Origin of the sequence: Amycolatopsis vastitatis (genome assembly GCF_002234595.1) — a bacterium.
Classification (GTDB): Bacteria; Actinomycetota; Actinomycetes; order Mycobacteriales; family Pseudonocardiaceae; genus Amycolatopsis; species Amycolatopsis vastitatis.
Genome location: NZ_NMUL01000007.1, coordinates 208,219 through 228,652, shown reverse-complemented (window position 1 = coordinate 228,652; position 20,434 = coordinate 208,219). Strand labels below are relative to the sequence as shown.

At 71.5% G+C, this 20,434-nt stretch carries 23 protein-coding genes; 10 read left to right on the top strand and 13 right to left on the bottom strand.

Features of this window, described 5'->3' with window-relative positions:
- Positions 1 to 14 precede the first annotated feature (14 nt).
- Complete coding sequence (locus tag CF165_RS08230) at positions 15 to 791, top strand: class I SAM-dependent methyltransferase (RefSeq protein WP_093946826.1); 777 nt, start codon at positions 15 to 17, stop codon at positions 789 to 791.
- A gap of 53 nt (positions 792 to 844) precedes the next feature.
- Here the strand turns inward: CF165_RS08230 and prcA are convergent, their stop codons facing one another.
- From prcA to dop, 4 genes are all read right to left on the bottom strand, one after another.
- Positions 845 to 1,636: a proteasome subunit alpha gene (prcA, locus tag CF165_RS08225; RefSeq protein WP_093946825.1), complete on the bottom strand. Its 792-nt coding sequence runs from the start codon at positions 1,634 to 1,636 to the stop codon at positions 845 to 847.
- Between the two features lie 54 nt (positions 1,637 to 1,690).
- Positions 1,691 to 2,545 carry a proteasome subunit beta gene (gene prcB / locus CF165_RS08220; RefSeq protein WP_093946824.1) on the bottom strand — a complete coding sequence of 285 codons (855 nt, stop codon included), beginning with the start codon at positions 2,543 to 2,545 and terminating at the stop codon, positions 1,691 to 1,693.
- Between the two features lie 131 nt (positions 2,546 to 2,676).
- Positions 2,677 to 2,871, bottom strand: a complete 195-nt coding sequence (locus tag CF165_RS08215; protein WP_003075646.1) for a ubiquitin-like protein Pup — start codon at positions 2,869 to 2,871, stop codon at positions 2,677 to 2,679.
- Between the two features lie 86 nt (positions 2,872 to 2,957).
- Complete coding sequence (gene dop, locus CF165_RS08210) at positions 2,958 to 4,460, bottom strand: depupylase/deamidase Dop (RefSeq protein WP_093946823.1); 1,503 nt, start codon at positions 4,458 to 4,460, stop codon at positions 2,958 to 2,960.
- A 41-nt stretch (positions 4,461 to 4,501) separates the two neighbouring features.
- On the opposite strand from dop, the gene CF165_RS08205 reads away from it, so the two are divergent.
- Positions 4,502 to 5,020, top strand: coding sequence for an NUDIX hydrolase (locus CF165_RS08205; protein WP_093946822.1), 519 nt, complete (start codon positions 4,502 to 4,504; stop codon positions 5,018 to 5,020).
- Here CF165_RS08205 and CF165_RS08200 read toward each other — a convergent pair.
- The 3 genes from CF165_RS08200 to CF165_RS08190 all read right to left on the bottom strand — a co-directional run bounded on the left by CF165_RS08200 (position 5,011) and on the right by CF165_RS08190 (position 6,955).
- Entirely contained in the window at positions 5,011 to 5,478 is a 468-nt protein-coding gene (locus tag CF165_RS08200; protein ID WP_338023408.1) for a hypothetical protein, read from the bottom strand. The two genes, CF165_RS08205 and CF165_RS08200, sit on opposite strands and share 10 nt — an antisense overlap.
- A gap of 200 nt (positions 5,479 to 5,678) precedes the next feature.
- Positions 5,679 to 6,620 (bottom strand): aldo/keto reductase, encoded by a 942-nt coding sequence (locus CF165_RS08195; protein ID WP_240521496.1) that lies wholly within the window; start codon positions 6,618 to 6,620, stop codon positions 5,679 to 5,681.
- Entirely contained in the window at positions 6,617 to 6,955 is a 339-nt protein-coding gene (locus CF165_RS08190; protein ID WP_093946820.1) for a hypothetical protein, read from the bottom strand. Before CF165_RS08190 ends, CF165_RS08195 begins: the two co-directional genes overlap by 4 nt.
- A gap of 47 nt (positions 6,956 to 7,002) precedes the next feature.
- Between CF165_RS08190 and CF165_RS08185 the strand changes: the two genes are divergently transcribed.
- A complete protein-coding gene (locus tag CF165_RS08185) occupies positions 7,003 to 7,341 on the top strand; it encodes an ArsR/SmtB family transcription factor (protein ID WP_093946819.1) in 339 nt (112 codons plus the stop codon).
- A 67-nt stretch (positions 7,342 to 7,408) separates the two neighbouring features.
- Positions 7,409 to 8,284: a TIGR03620 family F420-dependent LLM class oxidoreductase gene (locus CF165_RS08180; RefSeq protein WP_093946818.1), complete on the top strand. Its 876-nt coding sequence runs from the start codon at positions 7,409 to 7,411 to the stop codon at positions 8,282 to 8,284.
- On the opposite strand, the gene CF165_RS08175 is transcribed toward CF165_RS08180, so the two are convergent.
- Positions 8,273 to 9,109 (bottom strand): DUF3626 domain-containing protein, encoded by an 837-nt coding sequence (locus CF165_RS08175; protein ID WP_093946817.1) that lies wholly within the window; start codon positions 9,107 to 9,109, stop codon positions 8,273 to 8,275. The two genes, CF165_RS08180 and CF165_RS08175, sit on opposite strands and share 12 nt — an antisense overlap.
- 98 nt (positions 9,110 to 9,207) lie before the next feature.
- Here CF165_RS08175 and CF165_RS08170 point away from each other — a divergent pair, with 98 nt between their 5' ends.
- Positions 9,208 to 10,128, top strand: a complete 921-nt coding sequence (locus CF165_RS08170) for a DMT family transporter (protein WP_093947156.1) — start codon at positions 9,208 to 9,210, stop codon at positions 10,126 to 10,128.
- Between the two features lie 49 nt (positions 10,129 to 10,177).
- Here CF165_RS08170 and arc read toward each other — a convergent pair whose 3' ends face one another.
- Positions 10,178 to 11,980, bottom strand: coding sequence for a proteasome ATPase (arc, locus tag CF165_RS08165; RefSeq protein ID WP_093946816.1), 1,803 nt, complete (start codon positions 11,978 to 11,980; stop codon positions 10,178 to 10,180).
- Positions 11,981 to 12,346: 366 nt separating this feature from the next.
- Between arc and CF165_RS08160 the strand changes: the two genes are divergently transcribed.
- Complete coding sequence (locus CF165_RS08160; protein WP_093946815.1) at positions 12,347 to 13,234, top strand: flagellar basal body-associated FliL family protein; 888 nt, start codon at positions 12,347 to 12,349, stop codon at positions 13,232 to 13,234.
- A 13-nt stretch (positions 13,235 to 13,247) separates the two neighbouring features.
- Entirely contained in the window at positions 13,248 to 13,700 is a 453-nt protein-coding gene (locus tag CF165_RS08155) for a hypothetical protein (RefSeq protein ID WP_093946814.1), read from the top strand.
- On the opposite strand, the gene CF165_RS08150 is transcribed toward CF165_RS08155, so the two are convergent.
- The 3 genes from CF165_RS08150 to CF165_RS08140 form a co-directional block, all read right to left on the bottom strand.
- A complete protein-coding gene (locus CF165_RS08150) occupies positions 13,697 to 14,509 on the bottom strand; it encodes a pentapeptide repeat-containing protein (protein WP_093946813.1) in 813 nt (270 codons plus the stop codon). The genes CF165_RS08155 and CF165_RS08150 overlap by 4 nt on opposite strands.
- A gap of 5 nt (positions 14,510 to 14,514) precedes the next feature.
- Positions 14,515 to 15,345, bottom strand: coding sequence for a tRNA (adenine-N1)-methyltransferase (locus CF165_RS08145; RefSeq protein ID WP_093946812.1), 831 nt, complete (start codon positions 15,343 to 15,345; stop codon positions 14,515 to 14,517).
- A gap of 65 nt (positions 15,346 to 15,410) precedes the next feature.
- Complete coding sequence (locus tag CF165_RS08140; RefSeq protein WP_093946811.1) at positions 15,411 to 16,562, bottom strand: site-2 protease family protein; 1,152 nt, start codon at positions 16,560 to 16,562, stop codon at positions 15,411 to 15,413.
- A 268-nt stretch (positions 16,563 to 16,830) separates the two neighbouring features.
- On the opposite strand from CF165_RS08140, the gene CF165_RS08135 reads away from it, so the two are divergent.
- From CF165_RS08135 to CF165_RS08125, 3 genes are all read left to right on the top strand, one after another.
- Positions 16,831 to 17,730 (top strand): RecB family exonuclease, encoded by a 900-nt coding sequence (locus CF165_RS08135; protein ID WP_093946810.1) that lies wholly within the window; start codon positions 16,831 to 16,833, stop codon positions 17,728 to 17,730.
- Positions 17,730 to 18,521 carry a thioesterase family protein gene (locus CF165_RS08130; protein ID WP_093946809.1) on the top strand — a complete coding sequence of 264 codons (792 nt, stop codon included), beginning with the start codon at positions 17,730 to 17,732 and terminating at the stop codon, positions 18,519 to 18,521. The genes CF165_RS08135 and CF165_RS08130 overlap by 1 nt, the downstream gene beginning before the upstream one ends.
- Before the next feature lie 64 nt (positions 18,522 to 18,585).
- Entirely contained in the window at positions 18,586 to 19,524 is a 939-nt protein-coding gene (locus CF165_RS08125) for a ParA family protein (protein WP_093946808.1), read from the top strand.
- 49 nt (positions 19,525 to 19,573) lie between these two features.
- Here the strand turns inward: CF165_RS08125 and hisG are convergent, their stop codons facing one another.
- Positions 19,574 to 20,419, bottom strand: a complete 846-nt coding sequence (gene hisG / locus CF165_RS08120) for an ATP phosphoribosyltransferase (RefSeq protein ID WP_093947155.1) — start codon at positions 20,417 to 20,419, stop codon at positions 19,574 to 19,576.
- Between the last annotated feature and the right edge of the window lie 15 nt (positions 20,420 to 20,434).

Here is a 20,434-nt window from a genome sequence, read left to right as displayed (position 1 = left end):
CGGGAAGCTTGAGCATGGATCTCGTCACGCACTACGCGGCCGGCCCGGCCGAGCACACCAGGCTCGCGCGCACTCCGCACGGCAGGCTCGAGTACCTGCGTACCCGCGAACTGCTGCGCCGCTTCCTGCCCGAGACCGCCCGCATCCTCGACGTCGGCGGCGGCACCGGCATCCACGCCGAGTGGCTGGCCGCCGAAGGGCACGCCGTCCACCTGGTCGACCTCGTGCCGGATCACGTCGCGCACGCCGCCACCCTGCCCGGTGTCACGGCCGAGACCGGCGACGCCCGGAACCTCACCGCGCCGGACGCCGCTTTCGACGCCGTGCTGCTCCTCGGCCCGCTGTACCACCTCGTCGATCCGGCCGACCGGGCCAGGAGCCTGGCCGAAGGCCGCCGGGTCCTCCGGCCGGGCGGGCTGCTCGCGGCCGCGGGCATCAGCCGCTACCTCTCGCTGCTGGAAACGGCGACCGCCGGAACCCTCACTGCCGAACAGGTGGCCCCGATCCGCACGGTGATCGAGACCGGCGAGTACGACGGTCATGTCGGCTTCGTCCCCACGCACTGGCACACCTCGGCGGAACTCCGGGACGAGGTCGCCACCGCGGGCTTTCCCGACGTGAGCGTGTACGGCGTGGAAGGTCCCGCTTGGCCCGCCCTCGACGCCGCCGGGCCCGGCCGGTTCGACACCCTGGCCGAGGCCGCCCTGCGCGCCGCGCGGATCGCCGAACAGGACCCGCGGCTCATCGACGTCAGCGCTCACCTGCTCGCCGTCGCCCACCGCCCGCACTGACGGGAAACGCCGGGCACGGCCACTCGGCCACGCCCGGCGTCCGCACTGCGGAACTACTCGCTTTCCGGCTTGCCTTCCGGCTCCTCGCCCTGCGGGTCCGGGACCGGGAGCAGCGTGTCCAGCGCCGCGCCCGTCAGCCGCCGGAACGACCGCCGCGGGCGGTCGCGGTCCAGGACCGCCACCTCCAGCTTGATCGGATCCGCGTCGCCGTTCCCGTTCGCCGCGGCGTTCGACGACGACGAAGACCCACCTGCCGAAGACGACGGCGCCGGCTGGCTCGGCGTCCGCAACGCGGCCACCGCCACGCCCAGCGCCGCCTGCAGCTCCAGGCCGTCCTCGAACGTCTCCTTCATCTTCGCGGAGATCTTGTCGGCCTGGCCACCCATCACCACGAACTGCGGCTCGTCGAAGATCGAGCCGTCGTAGGTCAGCCGGTACAGCTGGTCCTCCGCCGCGCTCGCCGCCACCTCCGCCACGCAGATCTCCACTTCGAACGGCTTCAGCTGCTCGGTGAAGATGCTGCCCAGCGTCGCCGCGTAGGCGTTCGCCAGCGCCCGCGCGCTCACGTCACGCCGGTCGTACTGGTAGCCCTTCAGGTCGGCGTGCCGGATGCCCGCGACCCGCAGGTTCTCGAACTCGCTGTAGCGGCCGACCGCCGCGAACCCGATCCGGTCGTAGATCTCGGAAACCTTGTGCAACGTCGCCGACGGGTTCTCCGCCACGAACAGCACGCCACCCGCGTACTTCAGCACCACCACGCTCCGGCCGCGCGCGATGCCCTTGCGCGCCAGCTCGGAACGCTCCCGCATCAGCTGCTCGGGAGAGGCATACAACGGCATCGTCACGGTGTGCGCTCCAGGTCTTTCGGTGTTCCAACGTTCACTGTCGTCCGGCCCCGGTCACGAAAGCCGGCGCTGGTGGCGCTCGATCCGCCCCGCCACCACGGCTTCCGCCACCGCCGCCGCCTCGGCCTCCGGCAGCTGCACGGCGCCGTGCTCCGCGGTGACCGTCACGACGGTCGGGAAGATCCGCCGCACCAGGTCCGGCCCGCCCGACGCGGTGTCGTCGTCCGCCGCGTCGTACAGCGCCTCCACCGCGACCCGCACCGCGCCTTCGACGTCGGCGTCCGGGTCGTGCAGCTTCTTCAACGCCGATTTCGCGAACAGCGAACCCGAACCGATGCCCGCGTACCCGCCGTTCTCCTCGTACCGCCCGCCCGCGGCGTCGTACGACACGATCCGCCCGGCGTGCTTCGCGTCCTCGGCCTCCAGGTCGTACCCCACGAACAACGGGATCGCCGCCAGCCCGGCCATCGCCATCTCGAGGTTCGCCTTGACCATCCCGGCCAGCTTGTTCGTCTTGCCGTCCAGCGACAGCGAAACGCCCTCGATCTTCTCGTAGTGCGCCAGCTCCACCGCGTACAGCCGCACCATCTCCACGGCCAGCCCCGCCGTGCCCGCGATGCCCACCGCCGAATACTCGTCGGTGACGTGCACCTTCTCCATGTCGCGGCTCGCGATCAGGTTCCCCGACGTCGCCCGCCGGTCACCCGCGATCAGCACCCCGCCCGCGAAGGTGCACGCGACGATCGTCGTCCCGTGCGGCACACCCAGCTCCGCCGCGCCACCGGCCACCCGCCGCTCCGGAAGCAGCTCCGGCGCCTGTACCCGCAGAAAGTCCGAAAACGACGACGTCGCCGACGAGAAGTACGCGGCAGGCAGCGCGGGACCCGAGATGCCCCTGGTGTTGTCCATACGTGCTCAAGAATCCCATCTGTGCGGGCCAGACGAGCCGGAGTCCCGCGCCGGGCGGCCGTCACGGCCGCCACCACGCGGGACCCCGGCCGCCGGCTGAACGGTCGGCAAGGGCGCGGGGCCCCAGGCGGCTATTCGCCGCCCTTCTGCACGTAGGCCCGGACGAAGTCCTCGGCGTTCTCTTCGAGCACGTCGTCGATCTCGTCGAGGATCGTGTCCACGTCCTCGCCAAGCTTCTCGCGCCGCTCCTGACCCGCCGCGCCGGTGTCCTCGAACTCCTCGTCGGAGTCACCACCGCCGTGCTTTTCGATCTTTTCCTGGGCCATCTCGCCTCCCGGTGTGGCTGATGTTTCCTAGCCTACCCAGCGGCCCCGACATTCGGGGAACGCCGCGATCGCGGTGTGCCGACCGCCTAGTCCGAACCGGTGAGCGCCTCCACCAGCTCCTCCGCCGTCGCCGCGTTGTCCAGCAACTTGCCGACGTGCGCCTTGGTCCCCCGCAGCGGCTCCAGCGTCGGGATCCGCACCAACGACTCCTTGCCCACGTCGAAGATGACCGAATCCCACGAAGCCGCCGCGATCGACGTCGCGTACTTCTCCAGCGCCCGGCCCCGGAAGTACGCCCGCGTGTCCGACGGCGGCGTCGTCACCGCGGCCAGCACCTCTTCCTCCGACACCAGCCGCTTCATCGACCCGCGCGTCACCAGCCGGTTGTACAGGCCCTTCGCCAGCCGCACGTCCGAGTACTGCAGGTCCACCAGCCGCAGCCGCGGCGCGCCCCAGGCCAGGTTGTCGCGCTGCCGGTACCCCTCCAGCAGCCGCAGCTTCGCCGGCCAGTCCAGCCGGTCCGCGCACTCCTGCGGGTCGCGCGCCAGCGCGTCCAGCACCTCGCCCCAGACCCGCAGGACCTCCTTCGACGCCTGGTCCGCGCCCGTGCGCTCCAGGTTCTGCGAGGCGATCTCGTGGTAGGCGAACTGCAGGTCCAGCCCGGTGTACTTCTTGCCGTTGGCGAGCGCGACCTGCACCTTCAGCGTCGGGTCGTGGCTGATCTGGTGCACCGCCTTGACCGGCTCGTCCAGCTTCAGGTCGTCGAACCGGATGCCCGACTCGATCAGGTCCAGCACCAGCGCCGTCGTCCCGACCTTCAGGTACGTCGAGTACTCCGACATGTTCGCGTCGCCGATGATGACGTGCAGCCGCCGGTACTTGTCCGCGTCCGCGTGCGGCTCGTCGCGGGTGTTGATGATCCCGCGCTTCAGCGTCGTCTCCAGGCCGACCTCGACCTCGATGTAGTCCGCGCGCTGGGAGAGCTGGAACCCGGCTTCCTCGCTCTGCTGGCCGATCCCGACCCGGCCCGAGCCGGTCACGACCTGCCGCGACACGAAGAACGGCGTCAGCCCCGCGATCACCGCTGTGAACGGCGTCGACCGCGCCATCAGGTAGTTCTCGTGCGTGCCGTAGCTCGCGCCCTTGCCGTCGACGTTGTTCTTGTACAGCTGCAGCTGCGGCTGGCCCGGCACGGAGGCGGCCTTCAGCGCCGCCTCCTCCATCACGCGCTCGCCCGCCTTGTCCCAGATGACCGCGTCCCGCGCGTTCGTCACCTCGGGCGCCGAATACTCCGGGTGCGCGTGGTCGACGTACAGCCGCGCCCCGTTGGTCAGGATGACGTTCGCCGCGCCCAGGTCCTCGACGTCCGGGTCGTGCCCCGGCCCGCCGGGCCCGGTCAGGTCGAACCCGCGCGCGTCCCGCAGCGGGCTCTCGACCTCGTAGTCCCACCGCGCCCGCCGGGCGCGCGGGATGTCGGCCGCCGCCGCGTAGGCCAGCACGACCTGGGTGGAGGTGAGTACCGGGTTCGCCGTCGCGTCGCCCGGCACGGAGATGCCGTACTCGACTTCGGTTCCCATGATCCGCCGCATGTCCCCACCCTACGGGGTCGCACTGGTGGAACGATGCACCCATGCCAGGCAGTGACGAACTCGTTGCCCTCTATGACCAGGCAGGCTCGGTCGTCGGCACGGTCACCCGCGCCCGCGTCCGCGCCGAGGCCCTGTGGCACGCCGCCGGCGTCGTCCTGGTCCGTTCGGGTGACGGCAAGGCCGTTTACGTGCACCTCCGTACCCCCGGGAAGGACGTCTTCCCGTCGACCTGGGACTGCTGGGCCGGCGGCGTGGTCGCCGCCGGCGAGACCCCGGCCGAGTGCGCCCGCCGCGAACTGGCCGAAGAGCTCGGCGTCCAAGGCGTGGAACCCGTCCCCTTGTTCACCAAGGTCTACGACGACGGTCGCAACCGCTGCCACAACTTCGCCTTCGAGGTGCGCTGGGACGGCCCCATCCGCCACCAGGCCGAAGAGATCGTCGAAGGCCGCTGGATCCCCCTGGAGGAGCTGCGGGCCTGGGTCGACGACCCGGGCCCGGAACTGCCGTTCATCCCCGACGGCCGCGAAGGCGTCCAGGAATGGTTCCGCCGCTACGGCTGAGCTGTCAGCTTCGCCGTCATCGCGGGCAACAGCCGCTTCGCCGCGTCCACCGCGCGGGTCTCGGTGCTCGCCGAAACCGTCAGCTCGGACACGAGACTTCCCTTGGCCAGCATCACCGTGCAGATCTTGCCGTCACACCAGGCACGCTGCAGCTCGACCCCGGGCTGGACGGGGACGCTCACCGTCTTGCCCGCGCACACGGACTCCTCGACGGCCTGGGCAGCCGAGGAGTCCGGGAACGCGAGGACGCGGTGGATCAGCACCGACCCGCTGGGGTAGCGCCAGGTCGCGGTCCGGTTGCCCACCGAGGGCCCGTCCGCCAGGCACCCCGAAACCTCACTCGAGCCCGGCTGCACGTCTTCTGCGGCGACGTCGGCGTCGGTCAGCAGCGCCCGCTCCGCGAGCGGCCCGAGATCGGGGACCGCCGGCCTCTCCGGTGCGGCCTGGGGCTGGCTCACCCGCGCTTCCGCAGGTGCCGGGGCCGGCGCCGACGTGGTCACCGGATCGTCGTAGTACGTCTCCAGGTTGTTCGGATCGGGCCCGTCACAGGCCGTAAGGCCCACCAACGCAACCGCGGCCAACGCAATCGCCTGCCGATGACGCACCTGCTCCGGCCTCCTGTCGTCCGTGGCGTGCCAGCGAAGGGTAGTGCAGCCGTTCAGTCCCACGCCAAGGAGGACCGGTGTTGCCAGTACTCGCCCGGCTCCTCGGCGATCGCGACCAGCGCGTCCCGTTCGGCGACAGTCAGTTCCAGCGCCGTCGCCCGCAGGTTCGCCGCCAGCTGCGCGGTGCTCGCCGGGCCGATGACCGCGCGGCCGGCCCAGTCCTGCGCCAGCACCGCGGCCACCGCGACCGCGTCCGGCCCGGTCCCGTGCGCCGCCGCGATGTCGCGCACGACGGACGGCGCTTCGACCGCCAGCCTGCCGTTGGCCAGGGTTTCCTTGACCAGCACCCGTTTCCCGGCCGCGTGCGCCGCGGCGAGAGCGCGTCCCGCGGACGGCTCGAGGACGTTCCACGTCGACTGCACCGCCGAAAACACCGGGCGTCCCGCGGCTTCCAGCGCGAACGCCCGCTCGATCGCGTCCGCTTGCGCCGGTCCGGACGTCGAAAACCCCACCGCGACCCCGTTCGCGGACAGCTCCGCCAAGGCTTCGAGGAGTGGCTCGTCGGTGAACAACGGACTGTCCACAGTGAGCGAATGCACCTGGTAGAGCCCCACCCGATCGCCCAGCAGCGCCAGGGTTTCCGCCCACTGCGCGGCGAACCGCGCCGCCGAGTGCTCCTTCACCTCGTGCACGTCGGCGTCGAGCCGCCAGTCCCCGACGTACGCGTAACCCCACTTGCTGGAGATCTCGACGTCGGCGTGGCCGCGTTCGGCGAGCCAGCCGGCCAGGAACTCCTCCGAACGCCCGTAGGACCGGGCGACGTCGACGTGCCGGACACCCGCGGCGTAGGCGGCGTCGAGCACCTCGAACGTCGCGGCCCGCATCGAAGCGACGTCCCGCACCGGCGGCAGCGCCCCGTCCCGGCCGAGGTTGATGTAGGCGGGCCTGCCCAGCGCCGCCAGCCCCAGTGCGATGCGGTCCACGGGCCCCCTCACGCCGTCTGCTTGTGGCGGAGGATGGCCAGCCACTGATCGGCGTTCTGGGCCTGGCGGTGGAGCTTTTCCAGCCGCGCGGCCGGTGCCCGGACGTAGCCCTTGCCGAAGACCGGCGCGATCTGGCGGAGGCTGGCGCCGCCTTCGCGGGCCGCGAGCAGCAGCCAGTCCGAGGCGTCGGCGCATGCGGCGGACGCGCGGCGGAACTCGCCGAGCAGGTCGATGAGCTCTTGCGCGCTCACCTCCCCCGCCTGAACAGCGGCTGCCGTCGTCTCCAGCCAGGCCAGAACGTCGGGTTCGGTGATCGGCGCGCGCGGCCGCCGGATTTCTTCACTCACGCCGGGAAGTATAGGGCGTTATACGTCGATATACTCGGAGCGACACCATGACGACGCGCACCGAATCCCAGGCCGACGTCGAGCAGCTGCTCGACGCCTTCAAGGCGCTCGCGAACCCGGTGCGGTTGCAGGTGCTGCAGTGGCTGCGGGAGCCCGAGCGGCATTTTCCGGTGGAGCGGGCGATCGCCGACCCGGTCGAGGTCGGCGTGTGCGTGAGCCACATCCAGGAGAAGCTCGGGCTCGCGCAGTCGACGGTCTCGGCGTACATGGCGTCACTGCAGCGCGCCGGACTGGTCCAAGCCACGCGCGTCGGCAAGTGGACGCACTACAAGCGTGACGAAGCCCGGATCGCCGAGTTCGTCGGCGTGCTCGGCCGCACTCTCTGACCGCTCCCCTCCCCTGTCGTCACCCCCACGTGGCGCTTCATATCGTAAATCTGCGATACTTCGATTTATGGGTACGATCGAGAACATGCAGCTGGGCCGCTACGGCATCTGGACGTTCGACTTCGAAGACCAGCCGGCCGCCATGATCCGGGACTCCGCGCAGGAGCTGGAAGAACTCGGCTGGCCGGCACTCTGGATCCCCGAACGGGACGGCCGGGAAGCGCTGACGCACGCGGGATTCCTGCTGTCGGCCACCGACCGCCTCACCGTCGTGAACGGCATCGCGCAGATCTGGTCCCGCGAGGCCCGGTGGACCTATGGAGCGGCCCTGCTGCTGGCCGACGCCTACCCGGACCGCCACCTGCTGGGGCTCGGCTTCGGCGCGGGAAAGCCCGGCGCGAAGCCGCTTCGGGCGATGAACGACTACCTGGACGCCCTCGACACCGACTCGAAGGTCAACCCCGCACCGGAGGGGTCGATGCGGCGCATCCTGGCGGCGTACGGCCCGAAGATGCTGGAGCTGGCCCGCGACCGGTCGGCGGGCGCGCACACCTACCACGTGACGCCGGAGCACACAGCCCAGGCGCGGGAAATCCTCGGGACGGAACCGTTCCTCGGCGTCGAGCACGCGGTGCTGTTCGAGACAGACGCGGCCAAGGCGCGCGAGATCGCCCGCAAGCACCTGCACCCGTACCTCACCACGCCGTACAACATCGCGAAGTTCCTCCGGCTCGGCTACACGCAAGAAGAAATCGACAGCGGCAGCGACCGGCTCGTCGACGACCTCGTGTTCTGGGGCGACCTCGAGACGATCACCGCGAAGCTGCACGGACACCTCGACGCGGGCGCCGACCACGTCGGCATCCAGGTCATCGGCGTCGAGCCGGGCACCTCGGCCATGCCGCACTGGCGCCGCCTGGCCGAGGCACTGCTACCCGGGTGAGCCGAACCGCGCGGTGCAGTGCCACACGCGCTTGAGCACCTGGGGGTCGTGCCGGCCGGCACGGACGGCGTCACCGATGACGCGGGCGTCCAGCCACCCGTCCTCGGCGATGTCTTCGCCGGCCCGCACGACGTCCTCACCGCGGTAGTCCGCGTGCGCGGCGAGCGTCGTCACGGAGAGCCGGAACCCGTGGTGCCAGGAGACCGGGAAGGGGAGTTCGGCGGCGGCCGCCTCGACGTCGGTCCCTCGGAACGCCGGGTCCAGGACCAGCGCCGCGACGTCGGAAGCGAGCCGGAGCGGGCCGTGGACGTGGGCCTCGATGTAGTCGTCGAGTTCGTCCGGGGCGTCCGCTTCGACGAGGAGGATCAGCGGCATGTGCGCGGCCGTACCGAAGTCCGTGGGCTCGCTGAAGCTGTCCGGGTAGCAGAACGTCGTCCGCCCCAGCACTTCGCGCTCGAGCCGGAAGTGCGCCGAACCGAACCGCACCGAGCCGCCGGCCGGGCGCCTGCGGTGGTTGAGCGAGCCGTACTTCGGCCGGGCGGACGGCGGCAGCTCGTCGTAGACGCCGCCGAACATCCGGTGTTCCCAGTGCCACCGGGCACCGCCCGGGTGCGCGGTCAGGCCGCCGTTGCCCGTGCCCGTCTCGAACTGCGAACGGTAGACCCCGTCGGTCAGCCAGTGCCGCAGCAGCGGCACCGTCCCCACCAGACGTTCCGGGTGGAAGTGGAGGGTGACGTCCAGGTCCTCCGGCAGCGGCGGTCCGGCGACGCGGTTCGCGACGTGGGTGACGGCTTCCTGCCACCGCCGTTCGGCTCTCCCCACCATGTGTCGCATCCTAACGCCGAGCGGTATAGGTCGTTATACACAACGTGGAGTCGGAAAACCGCTGGCTTCGCGGCCGGTTCGCCGGTTTGACTGCGGCCATGCGACTGGCGGAGTTCGGGGTCACGGTGCGGTTCGCGCTGCTGGCCGTGGTGTGGGGTGCGAGTTTCCTGTTCATCAAGGTGGGGCTCGGCGGGCTCTCCCCCGGCCAGGTGGCGCTCGGCCGCGTCGCGCTGGGGGCGCTGGCGCTGGCCGGGATCCTGCTGGTGCGCCGGCGGCCGCTCCCCCGCGATCCCGTGTTGTGGGGGCACCTCGCGGCCGTGTCGGTACTGCTGTGCGTCGTGCCGTTCCTGCTGTTCTCGTGGGCGGAACAGTACATTTCGTCCGGGCTGGCGAGCATCTTCAACGCGACGACACCGCTGGTCACGATGCTGCTGGCGGCCGCGGCACTGCCGGAGGAGCGGTTCACGCCGCCGCGGGTGCTCGGCCTGCTGCTCGGGTTCGCCGGCGTGCTCACGATCGTCGGGGTGTGGGACGGCGTCGACGTGTCGCACCAGCTGACGGCCCAGCTCGCCTGCCTCGGCGCGACGACCTGCTACGGCGCGTGTTTCGTCTACCTGCGCCGGTTCGTCTCACCTCGTGGGACGGATCCGGTGGTCGTCGCGTTCGGGCAGACGGCGTCGGCGACGGTGATCCTGGGCCTGCTGACCCCGGCGATCGCGGCGACGCCGGTGCACCTGAGCCTGCCGGTGGTGGCGAGCATGCTCGCCCTCGGCGTCTTCGGCACGGGCATCGCGTATGCGTGGAACACCCGGATCATCGCCGCCTGGGGCGCGGCCAACGCCTCCGCGGTGACGTACCTGACGCCCGTGGTGGGCGTGCTGCTCGGCGTGCTCGTGCTGGGTGAACCGGTGAGCTGGAACCAGCCGGCCGGGGCGCTCCTGGTGGTGCTGGGGATCCTCGCGGCCCACGGACGGCTGCGCGTGCGCCGCAAGAGCGAGCCCGAACTCGTCCGCAGCTAGACACGCCGATGGGGCGGCTGCCGAAGCAACCGCCCCATCGAGCGTCGGACTACAGGTACTGACCGGTGTTCGTGGCGGTGTCGATCGCCCGCCCCGAATCCTGGTTCTTGCCGGTGACGAGCGTGCGGATGTAGACGATCCGCTCGCCCTTCTTGCCGGAGATCCGGGCCCAGTCGTCCGGGTTGGTGGTGTTGGGCAGGTCCTCGTTCTCCGCGAACTCGTCGACGATCGCGTCCAGCAGGTGCTGCACGCGGAGACCCGGCTGCTTGGTCTCCAGCACCGACTTGATCGCCGACTTCTTCGCCCGGTCGACGATGTTCTGGATCATCGCGCCCGAGTTGAAGTCGCGGAAGTACAGGACTTCCTTGTCCCCGTTGGCGTAGGTCACCTCGAGGAACCGGTTCTCGTCGCTCTCCTCGTACATGCGCTCGACGGTGTGCTGGATCATCGCGTCGAACGTCGCCTTGGCGTCGCCGCCGAACTCGGCGAGGTCGTCGGCGTGGATCGGCAGGCCTTCGGCCAGGTACTTGGAGAAGATGTCCTTCGCGCCTTCGGCGTCCGGACGCTCGATCTTGATCTTGACGTCGAGCCGGCCCGGCCGCAGGATCGCCGGGTCGATCATGTCTTCGCGGTTGGAGGCGCCGATGACGATGACGTTCTCCAGGCCTTCGACACCGTCGATCTCCGACAGCAGCTGCGGCACGATCGTGGTCTCGACGTCGGACGACACGCCCGACCCACGGGTACGGAAGATCGAGTCCATCTCGTCGAAGAACACGATCACCGGGGTGCCCTCGGAGGCCTTCTCCCGCGCCCGCTGGAAGATCAGGCGGATGTGCCGCTCGGTCTCCCCGACGAACTTGTTGAGCAGCTCGGGGCCCTTGATGTTCAGGAAGTAGGACTTCCCGTCCGCCGCGTCGCCGCGGGCCTCGGCCACCTTCTTGGCCAGCGAGTTCGCCACCGCCTTCGCGATGAGCGTCTTGCCGCAGCCCGGCGGGCCGTAGAGCAGGACGCCCTTGGGCGGCCGCAGCTGGTACTCCTGGTACAGATCGGCGTGCAGGAACGGCAGCTCGACCGCGTCCCTGATCTGCTCGATCTGCCGGGTGAGGCCACCGATGTCCTCGTAGCGGACGTCGGGCACCTCCTCCAGCACCAGGTCTTCGACCTCCGCCTTCGGCACGCGCTCGTACGCGTAGCCGGCCTTGGAGTCGACCAGCAGCGAGTCGCCCGGCTTGAGCGGCTGCTCGGCCAGCAGGTCGGAGAGCAGGACCACCCGCTCTTCGTCCGCGTGCCCGACCACCAGCGCGCGAAGGCTGCCGCCCTCGACGTCGGCGGCGAGCACCTCACGCAGTGCACACACCTCGCCGGTGCGTTCGAAGCCGCCGGCCTCGACCACGGTGAGCGCCTCGTTGAGCCGCAGCGCCTGGCCGCGTCGCAACGAAGAGAGCTCGACCGCGGGCGACACCGACACCCGCATCTTCCGGCCGGCCGTGAAGACGTCCACCGTGTTGTCCTCGTACGCCTCGACGAAGACGCCGTACCCGGACGGTGGCTGGGCCAGCCGGTCGACCTCCTCGCGGAGAGCGAGGAGCTGTCCTCGCGCTTCGCGCAGGGTTTCGACCAGTTTGGTGTTGCGCTCGGTGAGCTGGCTCACCCTTTCCGAGGCCTCGGCGAGCCGCTGTTCGAGAACTCGGTTCTGCCGTGGCGAGTCGGTCAGTTTGCGGCGCAGCAGCGCCACTTCCTCCTCGAGAAAACGGATCTGCCGAGCCTGCTCGTCCGCCGTCGTCCCAGCTCCGGATGTTGCTGAAGGGTCGGCCTCCTCGCGCCGACCTCCGGGAAGGTCATGATGCATCGGGCACCTCCTCGGAGTGCTTTTCATTCCACGGTACCGGCGATCACCGACAAGAAAAGGCCTTTCCGCATCACAAGATCGGCGCGTCGCGGTTTCCCTGCCTCCCCCAGCACGGACATTCCCGCAGCGCAAGCGGCCATTTCGGTGCCGTGACGCGGGTGCGAGGCGGGTCCGGACCGGCCAGGGTGAAGCAAGCACGACGGGAGTACCCCGCCGCCGGGACCGCCAACCCCTCCGGGATCCGGGCAATTCCGGCCAGTTCCGCCCTAACCGCGCGGCGGGCGGCCCCGGTGGCTAGCATCGGGCCGACGCCGGACCGGCAGTGAGGGCCGGGTCTCTTCGAAGGAACGCTAGGGGGCACCACTCATGACCTACCCGCCGCAGCAGCCGGGCGGCTACGGGCAGCAGCCCGGCGGTTACGGGCAGCAGCCAGGGCCCTACGGTCCACCGCAGCCGGGTGGTTACCCCCAGAGCGGGCCCCAGCCGCAGCCGGGCTACGGCGGCACCCAGCAGTTCGGCCGGCCGGGCCCGTACGACGGTGGTACTCCGTTCGGCGGCGCCGATCCGTATGGCGGGCCCCAGCAGGGCGGTTACCCGCCGCAGACGGGCCCTCAGCCCCAGCAGGGCTATCCCCAGCAGCAGGACCAGTGGGGCCAGCCGCAGCAGGGCTTCGGCGGCTACGACCCGTACGGCGGCGGTGGCTTCGGCGACGCTCCCCCGCCCAAGAAGAAGAAAACCGGGCTCGTCATCGGCATCGCGGCGGGCGCGGTGTTCCTCGTCGGCGGCGGCGTGGCCGCGCTGGTCCTCACGAACAGCGGCGGCGGTGAGCAGGCCGCGGCACCGCCCGCGAGCAGCAGTTCCGCGGCACCGTCGACCGTGCCGAAGGCCACCACCCCCAAGCCCAAGGCCACCGCGCCGACCAGCCCGACGTCGAAGAGCAGCACGCCCGCGGGCGGCCCGGCTCCCGGCGGCAAGGGGAGTTCGCAGGAGCTGTTCGACTCGACGATCTCCGCCTACAACGCGAGGGACCAGAAAGCCCTCGCCGACACCATCTGCCGGAGCGTGTTCGAAGGCAAGACCGGCGACATCCCGAAGGTGACGGTGACGCTGACCGGCGCGCCGCAGGACAGCGGGGACAAGTCCACCGTGCGCTACTCGGCCACTGACGGCAGCAAGACCAAGGTCGGCACGATGTCCGCGCGGAAGGAATCCGGGCTGTGGTGCCTGTCCAACGTGCAGGCGGACGGCTCGTGAGCCCCCGCAGGCGGTGAACCGCGTCTTCGCCGCCGGGCTCGTCCTGCTCGGCGTGGCCGGCGCGGGTGTCGTGCTGGGCCTGCTGCTCGTCGCCCCGGACGGCCCCCCGCCCGCGCCGTCGAGCACGACCGGCCCGGTGCCGGCCCGCTCGTCGGCACCGCCCCCACCCGACGCGGCCGACACGGCGGCGGTGGGCGTGCTGGCCAAGGCGATCGTCGACGCGATCGCCCGGCACGACTCGGCGGCGTTCGGCAAGCTCACCTGCCGCCCGCAGACCGCCGAGGCCCTGGCGAGGCTGCAGCGGATGTGGGACGCGGCCGGCCCGGTAACGGCGACCCTCCCCCGCCCGCCGGAGCTCCGCGGCGAGTCGGCGACGGCGGTGGTCCACGTCGAAGCGGCGGGCGGCACCAAGGACACACCCTTCCCGTTGCACAAGGAGAACAGCCACTGGTGCGTGCCAGGTTAAGCAGGCGGCGTGAACCCCTCGGGCCAGCGGGTGGCGCCGTCGGTGCGGGCGCCGGTCAGGTCCGCGTCCGTCAGGTCGGCACCGGTGAGGTCGGCACCGGTGAGGTCGGCCCCGGTGAGGTCGGCCCCGCGCAGATCCGCGTCCCGCAGGAGGGTGCCGGTCAGGGTCGCGCCGGCGAGGTTCGCGTTCCGCAGCGCCACGCCCTCCAGGTTCGCTACCGCGAAACAGACCCGGGGAATCGTGAAGCCGGTCAGGTCGGCGCCGCGGAGGTCGACTCGCTCCAGCTCGGACCAAGCACCCGGTTCGATCATCGTGCCGCGGGACAGTGCCCCGATCGCGGCACTGACGTCGTCGGGCAGACGGCCTTCACGGCGCACCGTGCCGGGCCGCCAGGGCGCCCGGAAGCAGATGAAGGACGTGAGCAGCGCGTGGATGTGCCCGCGGTAGCGGGTATCCAGGCCGGCCAGCTGCTCAAGCGCGTAGACGGCACCCTGCCGGGTCGGCACCTGCTTCGCGCCGAGCTGGTCGATCGCCTTGGTGAACAGGTCGATCGAGCGGCTCTCGCGGTTGAGCTGCAACTGCCGGGACGTCAGGAGCGCACCCAGTCCGACACCCGCCAGCGCCAGGAGGCCGCCGAGTGCCTGCAGCAGCGTCGCGCGGACGTCGTTGACGGCCTTCAGCCGATCCGCCGGACCCAGTCCCGGTGCGGTCCCGACAAGCCAGGGCGGCGCGAAACCCACGCACAGCACAACCAGGACGGTCACGACGGCCGCCGCCACCGCGAACCCGGCCTTCCGGCGCGGAGACACTCCGGCTAGCCCTTGCCCTTGCTCGGACGGCGGGACACCCGCGGGGACACGGTGCCGTCCGCCAGCCGCCGCGCGGTGAGCAGGAACGCCGTGTGCGCGACCATCCGGTGGTCCGGGCGGACCGCCAGGCCGACCACGTGCCACGGGCGCATCAGCGTCTCCCACGACTCCGGCTCGGTCCAGCACTGCTGTTCGCGCAGCGACTCGGTGACGCGCGAGAGCTGTGTCACCGTCGCGACGTACACCGTCAGCACGCCGCCGGGAACGAGGTGGGCGGCCACGTTCGGCAGCTGCTCCCACGGGGCCAGCATGTCCAGCACGACGCGGTCGACCTCGCCCTCGTGCGACGCCAGGTCGGCGACCGTCAGCGACCAGTTGGCCGGCTTCTCGCCGAAGAACTTCACGACGTTGCGCTCGGCGTGCTCGGCGTGGTCCTCGCGGATCTCGTAGGAGTGCACTTGCCCGGCCGAGCCGACCGCGCGCAGCAGCGAACACGTCAGCGCGCCGGAGCCGGCTCCGGCTTCGAGCACGCGGGCACCCGGGAAGATGTCGCCCCACATCACGATCTGCGCGGCGTCCTTCGGGTAGATCACCTGCGCGCCGCGGGGCATGGAGAGCACGTAGTCCGGCAGCAGCGGGCGCAGCGCCAGGTAGGTCGAGCCGCCCGCGGAGGTGACGACCGACCCTTCGGGACGGCCGATCAGGTCGTCGTGGGCCAAGGCCCCGCGGTGGGTGTGGTACTCACCGCCGTCGGCCAGCGTCAGGGTGTAGTGCCGCCCCTTCGAGTCGGTCAACTGCACCCGATCACCCGCGCGAAACGGTCCGCTGACCGACAACACTTCCTCCTGCAGTAACCCGTTTGGCCGACGCCAGATCTTCGCAGGCCGCGCGGGCCGGGGCCTCAGCGGGTACGGCGGTTCAGCGCGGCCCGGAGGTCGTCGCGGCGCAGCACACCCGCCGGGCGGCCCTCGTCGTCGACCACGAGGAACTGCCACGCGGGGGTCTCGCGAACCCGCTCGACGACGTCCTCCCCCGGCTCCGACGCCAGGAGCACGGTCTCGGCCCGGATCGGCTCGGCCGCCAGTTCGGCGGGCGCGTGCGGCGACGAGCTCGCGAGCCGCTCCGCCGCGCCCTCGTCGAGGAGCCCGGCCGCCACCCCGTCGGCGCGGACGAGCACCACGCCCCGGCCGGCGGAGGCGGCCAGCGCGTCCGACACCGGGCTCTCGGCGGGCAGCTGCAGCACCGGACGGACGAGCTCGCCGAGGACGAGGCCCTCCGGCCACGTCCGGCGTGTCTCGGCGGCCAGTTCCGACCGCGCGCCGAGGATCACGAACCACGCCGTGACGACACAGACGCCCAGGCGCAGCCACCGGTCCGGGCTCGCCGTCGCCAGGCCCCACAGCGCCCAGACGAGCAACCCGGCGGCCACGACCGCGCCACCGGCGACCGCGGCGCGCGTCCCCTTCGCGCGGATGCCGGTGGCCGCCCAGACGCCGGCGCGGACCAGCCTGCCGCCGTCCAAGGGCAGTCCCGGCAGCAGGTTGAACACGCCGACGGCGAGGTTCGCCACCGCGCACTCGGCGACCAGGAGCCAGACCGCGCCGTCCGGGGGCACGGCGAACACGAGGAGGCCGCAGAACCCGCCGAGCAGCAGCGACACCGCGGGCCCGGCCGCGGCGACCAGGCCCTCGTCACCGGGACGCTTCGGCGTGCGGGCCACTTCGGACAGGCCGCCCAGCAGGAACAGGCGCAGCCGCCGCACGGGGATCCCCAGCCGCAGCGCGACCAGGCAGTGCCCGAGTTCGTGGGCGAGCACGGACAGGCCCAGCAGCAGTGCGAACGCGCCCGCCAGCAGCCACGACGTCGCCGCCGTGGCGTCCGGCAGCAGCCGGCCGACGAGTGGCGCGTACAGCACGACGACGATCAGCGAGCCGATCCACCAGGACGGCGCCAGCAGCACCGGCACCCCGGCGACCCGGAACAGCAGGAGGCCGCCGTCCGGGAGGACGGCCCGCCGGGTGCCCCCGGTGCCCTGCTCGCTGGTCGCGGCCATGCCGAGAGCCTAGAGCTTCCGGTGTGGGTACCGGGTGATCCGGGCCCCGATGGTGTCGCGCCCGGACAGTCGGTTCACGTACCTGGAGAGTCGGTTCACGTACCTGGACAGTCGGCTCGGGGCCCGGTGCGAGCCGACTCCCCGGGTACGCGAACCGACCCTCGGGGTACGCGAGTCGTCCGTCCGGGTACGCGAGTTCGCCGTCCGGGTACGGGTGGCGGGCGTTGCGGTCGCCGGAACTGTCGGACCCCGGCGTTACGCTCTGCCCATGCCCGACGCCGACACCGTGACCACCGACACCCCAGCCGCCGCCGTCGCCACCGAGGTGCGGCGGCGGCCCGCGTTGTCGCCGTCACGGGCCAGCGACTTCAAGCAGTGCCCGCTGCTCTACCGGTTCCGCGCGGTCGACCGGCTGCCGGAGGTCCCGACCAAGGCCCAGCTGCGCGGCACGCTCGTCCACTCGGTGCTGGAGCGGCTGTTCGCGCTGCCCGCCGCCGAACGCGTCCCCGCGCAGGCGCGCGAGCTGCTCGGGCCGGCGTGGACGGACCTGTCCGCCGACCGTCCGGAGTGGACCGAGCTGTTCGACGGCGAGAAACCCGAGGACCACGCGGATTGGCTCCAGTCGGCGGAAAAGCTGCTGGACGCGTACTTCGAGCTGGAGGACCCGCGGCGGCTCGAGCCGGAGGCCTGCGAGCTGCACGTCGAGATCGAGCTCGGCTCCGGCGTCCTGCTCCGCGGCTACATCGACCGGCTCGACGTCGCGCCGACCGGCGAAATCCGGGTCGTGGACTACAAGACCGGCGCCGCGCCGCGGGAAATCGGCGAGGCCAAGGCGATGTTCCAGATGAAGTTCTACGCCGTGGTCCTGTGGCGGCTGCGCGGGATCGTGCCCCGCCAACTGAAGCTCATGTACCTGACCGACGGCCAGTCCCTCGCCTACACGCCCGACGAGGCCGAGCTGCTCCGCTTCGAGCGCACGCTGGAAGCCATCTGGCAGGCCATCCTGAAGGCGGGCAAGACCGGCGACTTCCGGCCGAACAAGAGCAAGCTGTGCCACTGGTGCGACCACCAGGCGCACTGCCCCGAGTACGGCGGCACGCCGCCGGAGTACCCCGGCTGGCCGGAGCCCGACGCGGGCGACGAGACGCCGCTGGACCGGGCGGACTGATGGCCGACGCCTTCTACGTTCCGCTCGGCGACGGCCGGTTCTCCGCGACCGGGCACACGGCCGGGCCGTGGACCCCGGACGCCCAGCACTTCGGCCCGCCGTCGGCGTTGCTGGTCCGGGCCCTCGAAAACGTCGAACAGGCGCACCCGGCGGAGCTGGCCCGGGTGACGGTCGAGATCCTCGGCCCGGCGCCGGTCGCCGACCTCACCGTCCGGGCCCGCGTGGAACGGCCCGGCCGGTCGGTCGAACTGCTGCAGGCCGAGCTGGCGAGCGCCGATCGCGTGGTGGCGCGGGCCTCGGCGTGGCGGATCGCGACGGCGGACACGGCGGAGATCGCCACCGACGCCGGCCCGCTGCTGCCGTCACCCGGCAGTGTCGGCGAGTCGCCGTGGCCGGAGGGCTGGCAGGCCGGTTACCTCGACGCGGTGGAGTGGCGCGCGGTGCGCGGCGGCATGGACGTGCCGGGGCCGGCGGCGGTGTGGGCCCGCCAGCGCGTCCCGCTGGTCGACGGCGAGGAACCGAGCGGGCTGCAGCGGCTGTTCACGGTCGCCGACTCCGGCAACGGCGTGTCGAACTTCCTCGACCCGCGGAAGTGGTGGTTCATCAACGCCGAGCTGACCGTGCACCTGCGGCGGGTACCCCAAGGCGAGTGGATCGGCCTGGACGCGGTCACGCTGGTCGGGCGGCACGGCGCCGGCACGGCGACGAGCATCCTGCACGACGCCGGCGGCCCGGTGGCCACCGGCGCCCAGGCGCTGATGGTCCGGCCGCGACAGGCCGGGGGCGGATAGCCACCCACAACGGGCCCGCATCCAATAACCTTCGCGGAACGACCGACTTGAGGAGCGCTCCGGCATGCAGATCACCTCGGTGGTCAACCAGAAAGGCGGGGTCGGGAAGACCTCACTGAGCGTCGGCACCGCGGCCGCGCTGGCCGAGCGGGGCCGGCGGGTGCTGCTGGTCGACCTCGACCCGCAGGGCCACGCGACGACCGAGATGCTCGGCCTGAACGAGGTCGCCGCGGACCGGCCGAGCCTGGCGAAGGCCCTGGCCAAGACGTGGAAGGGCCCGATCGAGGACCTCGTCGTCCCGCACCCGCGCAGCAACCTCGGCAAGGGTGGCGCGCTCGACGTCGTGCCGACGTCGCCGGGGATGTTCGACCTGATCCGGCGGCTCGACTCGTTCCGCGTCCCCGGCTGGCAGCTGGCGCGGGTCATCCAGTTCGCCAACTACGACCACTGCGTCATCGACTGCCCGCCGGCGCTGGACGTGCTGACGAACAACGCGCTGGCGGCGTCGCACGGCATTCTGGTCCCGGTCCAGCCGGACAAGACGAGCATCCGCGCGCTGCGGCTGCTGGCCGACCAGGTCCGCTACGTCGAGCAGACGGTCGGCCGCTCGCCGCTGTCGTGGTTCGGCCTGGTGCCGAGCCTGTACCGGCGGCCGATCTCGCACTACGCGGCCGCGGCGCTGCAGGAGATGTACGACTTCGGCATCCCGATGCTCTCGCACCTGCCCCTGGGCGTGGTGATGAACGAAGCGGCCGCGCACGGCGTCCCGGTGACGACGTACGCCCCGGAAACGTTGCAGGCGCTGTCGTTCCGCGAAATCGCGACGACGCTGGACGGCTACCTGGAGCAGAACCAGGCGCCGGCCGTCGTGCCCGCCGACGAGGAGTTCGTCTTCGAGGACTTCATCTCGGAGGTGGCGGTGGCCCGCAACGTCAACGACAACGGGGCCCGCAAAGGCTTGTACGACCTGCTGCCGAAGAAGCCCAACCGGCCCAGGTCGTGAGTGTTCCGGCGGGTTGGAACCCGCCGGAACACTCACGACCGGCGTGCGGTCAGAGCCGGCAGGAGCGGATGTCCGACGCCAGGATCGCCTTCGCGCCCACCTCGGCGAGTTCGTCCATGATGAGGTTGACCTTCTTGCGCGACACCATCGCCCGCACCGCGACCCAGTCTTCGTGGGCGAGCGGGGCGACCGTCGGCGACTCCAGGCCCGGCGTGATGGCAATCGCGCGCTCCACCAGCGTTCGCGGGCAGTCGTAGTCCAGCATCATGTACTGCTGCGCGAACACGACCCCGCGCAGGCGTGCGGCCAGCTGTGACTTCGCCTTGCTCTCCTCGGTGCCCCGGCGCTGCAGCAGCACGGCTTCCGACACGCAGATCGGGTCGCCGAACGCCACCAGGTTGTGCTGCCGCAGCGAGCGCCCGGACTCGACGACGTCCGCGATCGCGTCCGCGACGCCGAGCTGGATCGAGATCTCGACCGCGCCGTCGAGCCGGATCACCTCGGCCTCGACGCCGTGGCGGGCGAGGTCGTCGCGGACCAGCCGCGGGTACGACGTCGCGAGCCGCTTGCCGTGCAGGTCCGCCGGCTTCCAGTCCCGCCCGGCCGGGGCGGCGTAGCGGAACGTCGAGCCGCCGAAGCCGAGCGCCTGGAGCTCCTCCACCGGCGCGCCGGAGTCGAGGGCGAGGTCGCGGCCGGTGATGCCGAGGTCGAGGTCACCGGAGCCGACGTAGATGGCGATGTCCTTGGGCCGCAGGAAGAAGAACTCGACCTCGTTGACCGGGTCGAGGACAGTCAGGTCGCGCTGCTCATGCCGCTTCCGGTAGCCCGCCTCGCCGAGCATCTCCGTCGCCGACGCGGCGAGGGCTCCCTTGTTCGGCACGGCAACACGCAGCATTTCGCTCTTCTCCTC

Coding starts and splice junctions, on each gene's coding strand:
- CF165_RS08230 (WP_093946826.1), top strand. CDS start 15: ATGGATCTCGTCACGCACTACGCGGCCGGCCCGGCCGAGCACACCAGG.
- prcB (WP_093946824.1), bottom strand. CDS start 2,545: ATGGACAACACCAGGGGCATCTCGGGTCCCGCGCTGCCTGCCGCGTAC.
- CF165_RS08215 (WP_003075646.1), bottom strand. CDS start 2,871: ATGGCCCAGGAAAAGATCGAAAAGCACGGCGGTGGTGACTCCGACGAG.
- dop (WP_093946823.1), bottom strand. CDS start 4,460: ATGCGGCGGATCATGGGAACCGAAGTCGAGTACGGCATCTCCGTGCCG.
- CF165_RS08205 (WP_093946822.1), top strand. CDS start 4,502: ATGCCAGGCAGTGACGAACTCGTTGCCCTCTATGACCAGGCAGGCTCG.
- CF165_RS08185 (WP_093946819.1), top strand. CDS start 7,003: ATGACGACGCGCACCGAATCCCAGGCCGACGTCGAGCAGCTGCTCGAC.
- CF165_RS08180 (WP_093946818.1), top strand. CDS start 7,409: ATGGGTACGATCGAGAACATGCAGCTGGGCCGCTACGGCATCTGGACG.
- CF165_RS08175 (WP_093946817.1), bottom strand. CDS start 9,109: ATGGTGGGGAGAGCCGAACGGCGGTGGCAGGAAGCCGTCACCCACGTC.
- CF165_RS08170 (WP_093947156.1), top strand. CDS start 9,208: ATGCGACTGGCGGAGTTCGGGGTCACGGTGCGGTTCGCGCTGCTGGCC.
- arc (WP_093946816.1), bottom strand. CDS start 11,980: ATGCATCATGACCTTCCCGGAGGTCGGCGCGAGGAGGCCGACCCTTCA.
- CF165_RS08160 (WP_093946815.1), top strand. CDS start 12,347: ATGACCTACCCGCCGCAGCAGCCGGGCGGCTACGGGCAGCAGCCCGGC.
- CF165_RS08140 (WP_093946811.1), bottom strand. CDS start 16,562: ATGGCCGCGACCAGCGAGCAGGGCACCGGGGGCACCCGGCGGGCCGTC.
- CF165_RS08135 (WP_093946810.1), top strand. CDS start 16,831: ATGCCCGACGCCGACACCGTGACCACCGACACCCCAGCCGCCGCCGTC.
- CF165_RS08130 (WP_093946809.1), top strand. CDS start 17,730: ATGGCCGACGCCTTCTACGTTCCGCTCGGCGACGGCCGGTTCTCCGCG.
- CF165_RS08125 (WP_093946808.1), top strand. CDS start 18,586: ATGCAGATCACCTCGGTGGTCAACCAGAAAGGCGGGGTCGGGAAGACC.
- hisG (WP_093947155.1), bottom strand. CDS start 20,419: ATGCTGCGTGTTGCCGTGCCGAACAAGGGAGCCCTCGCCGCGTCGGCG.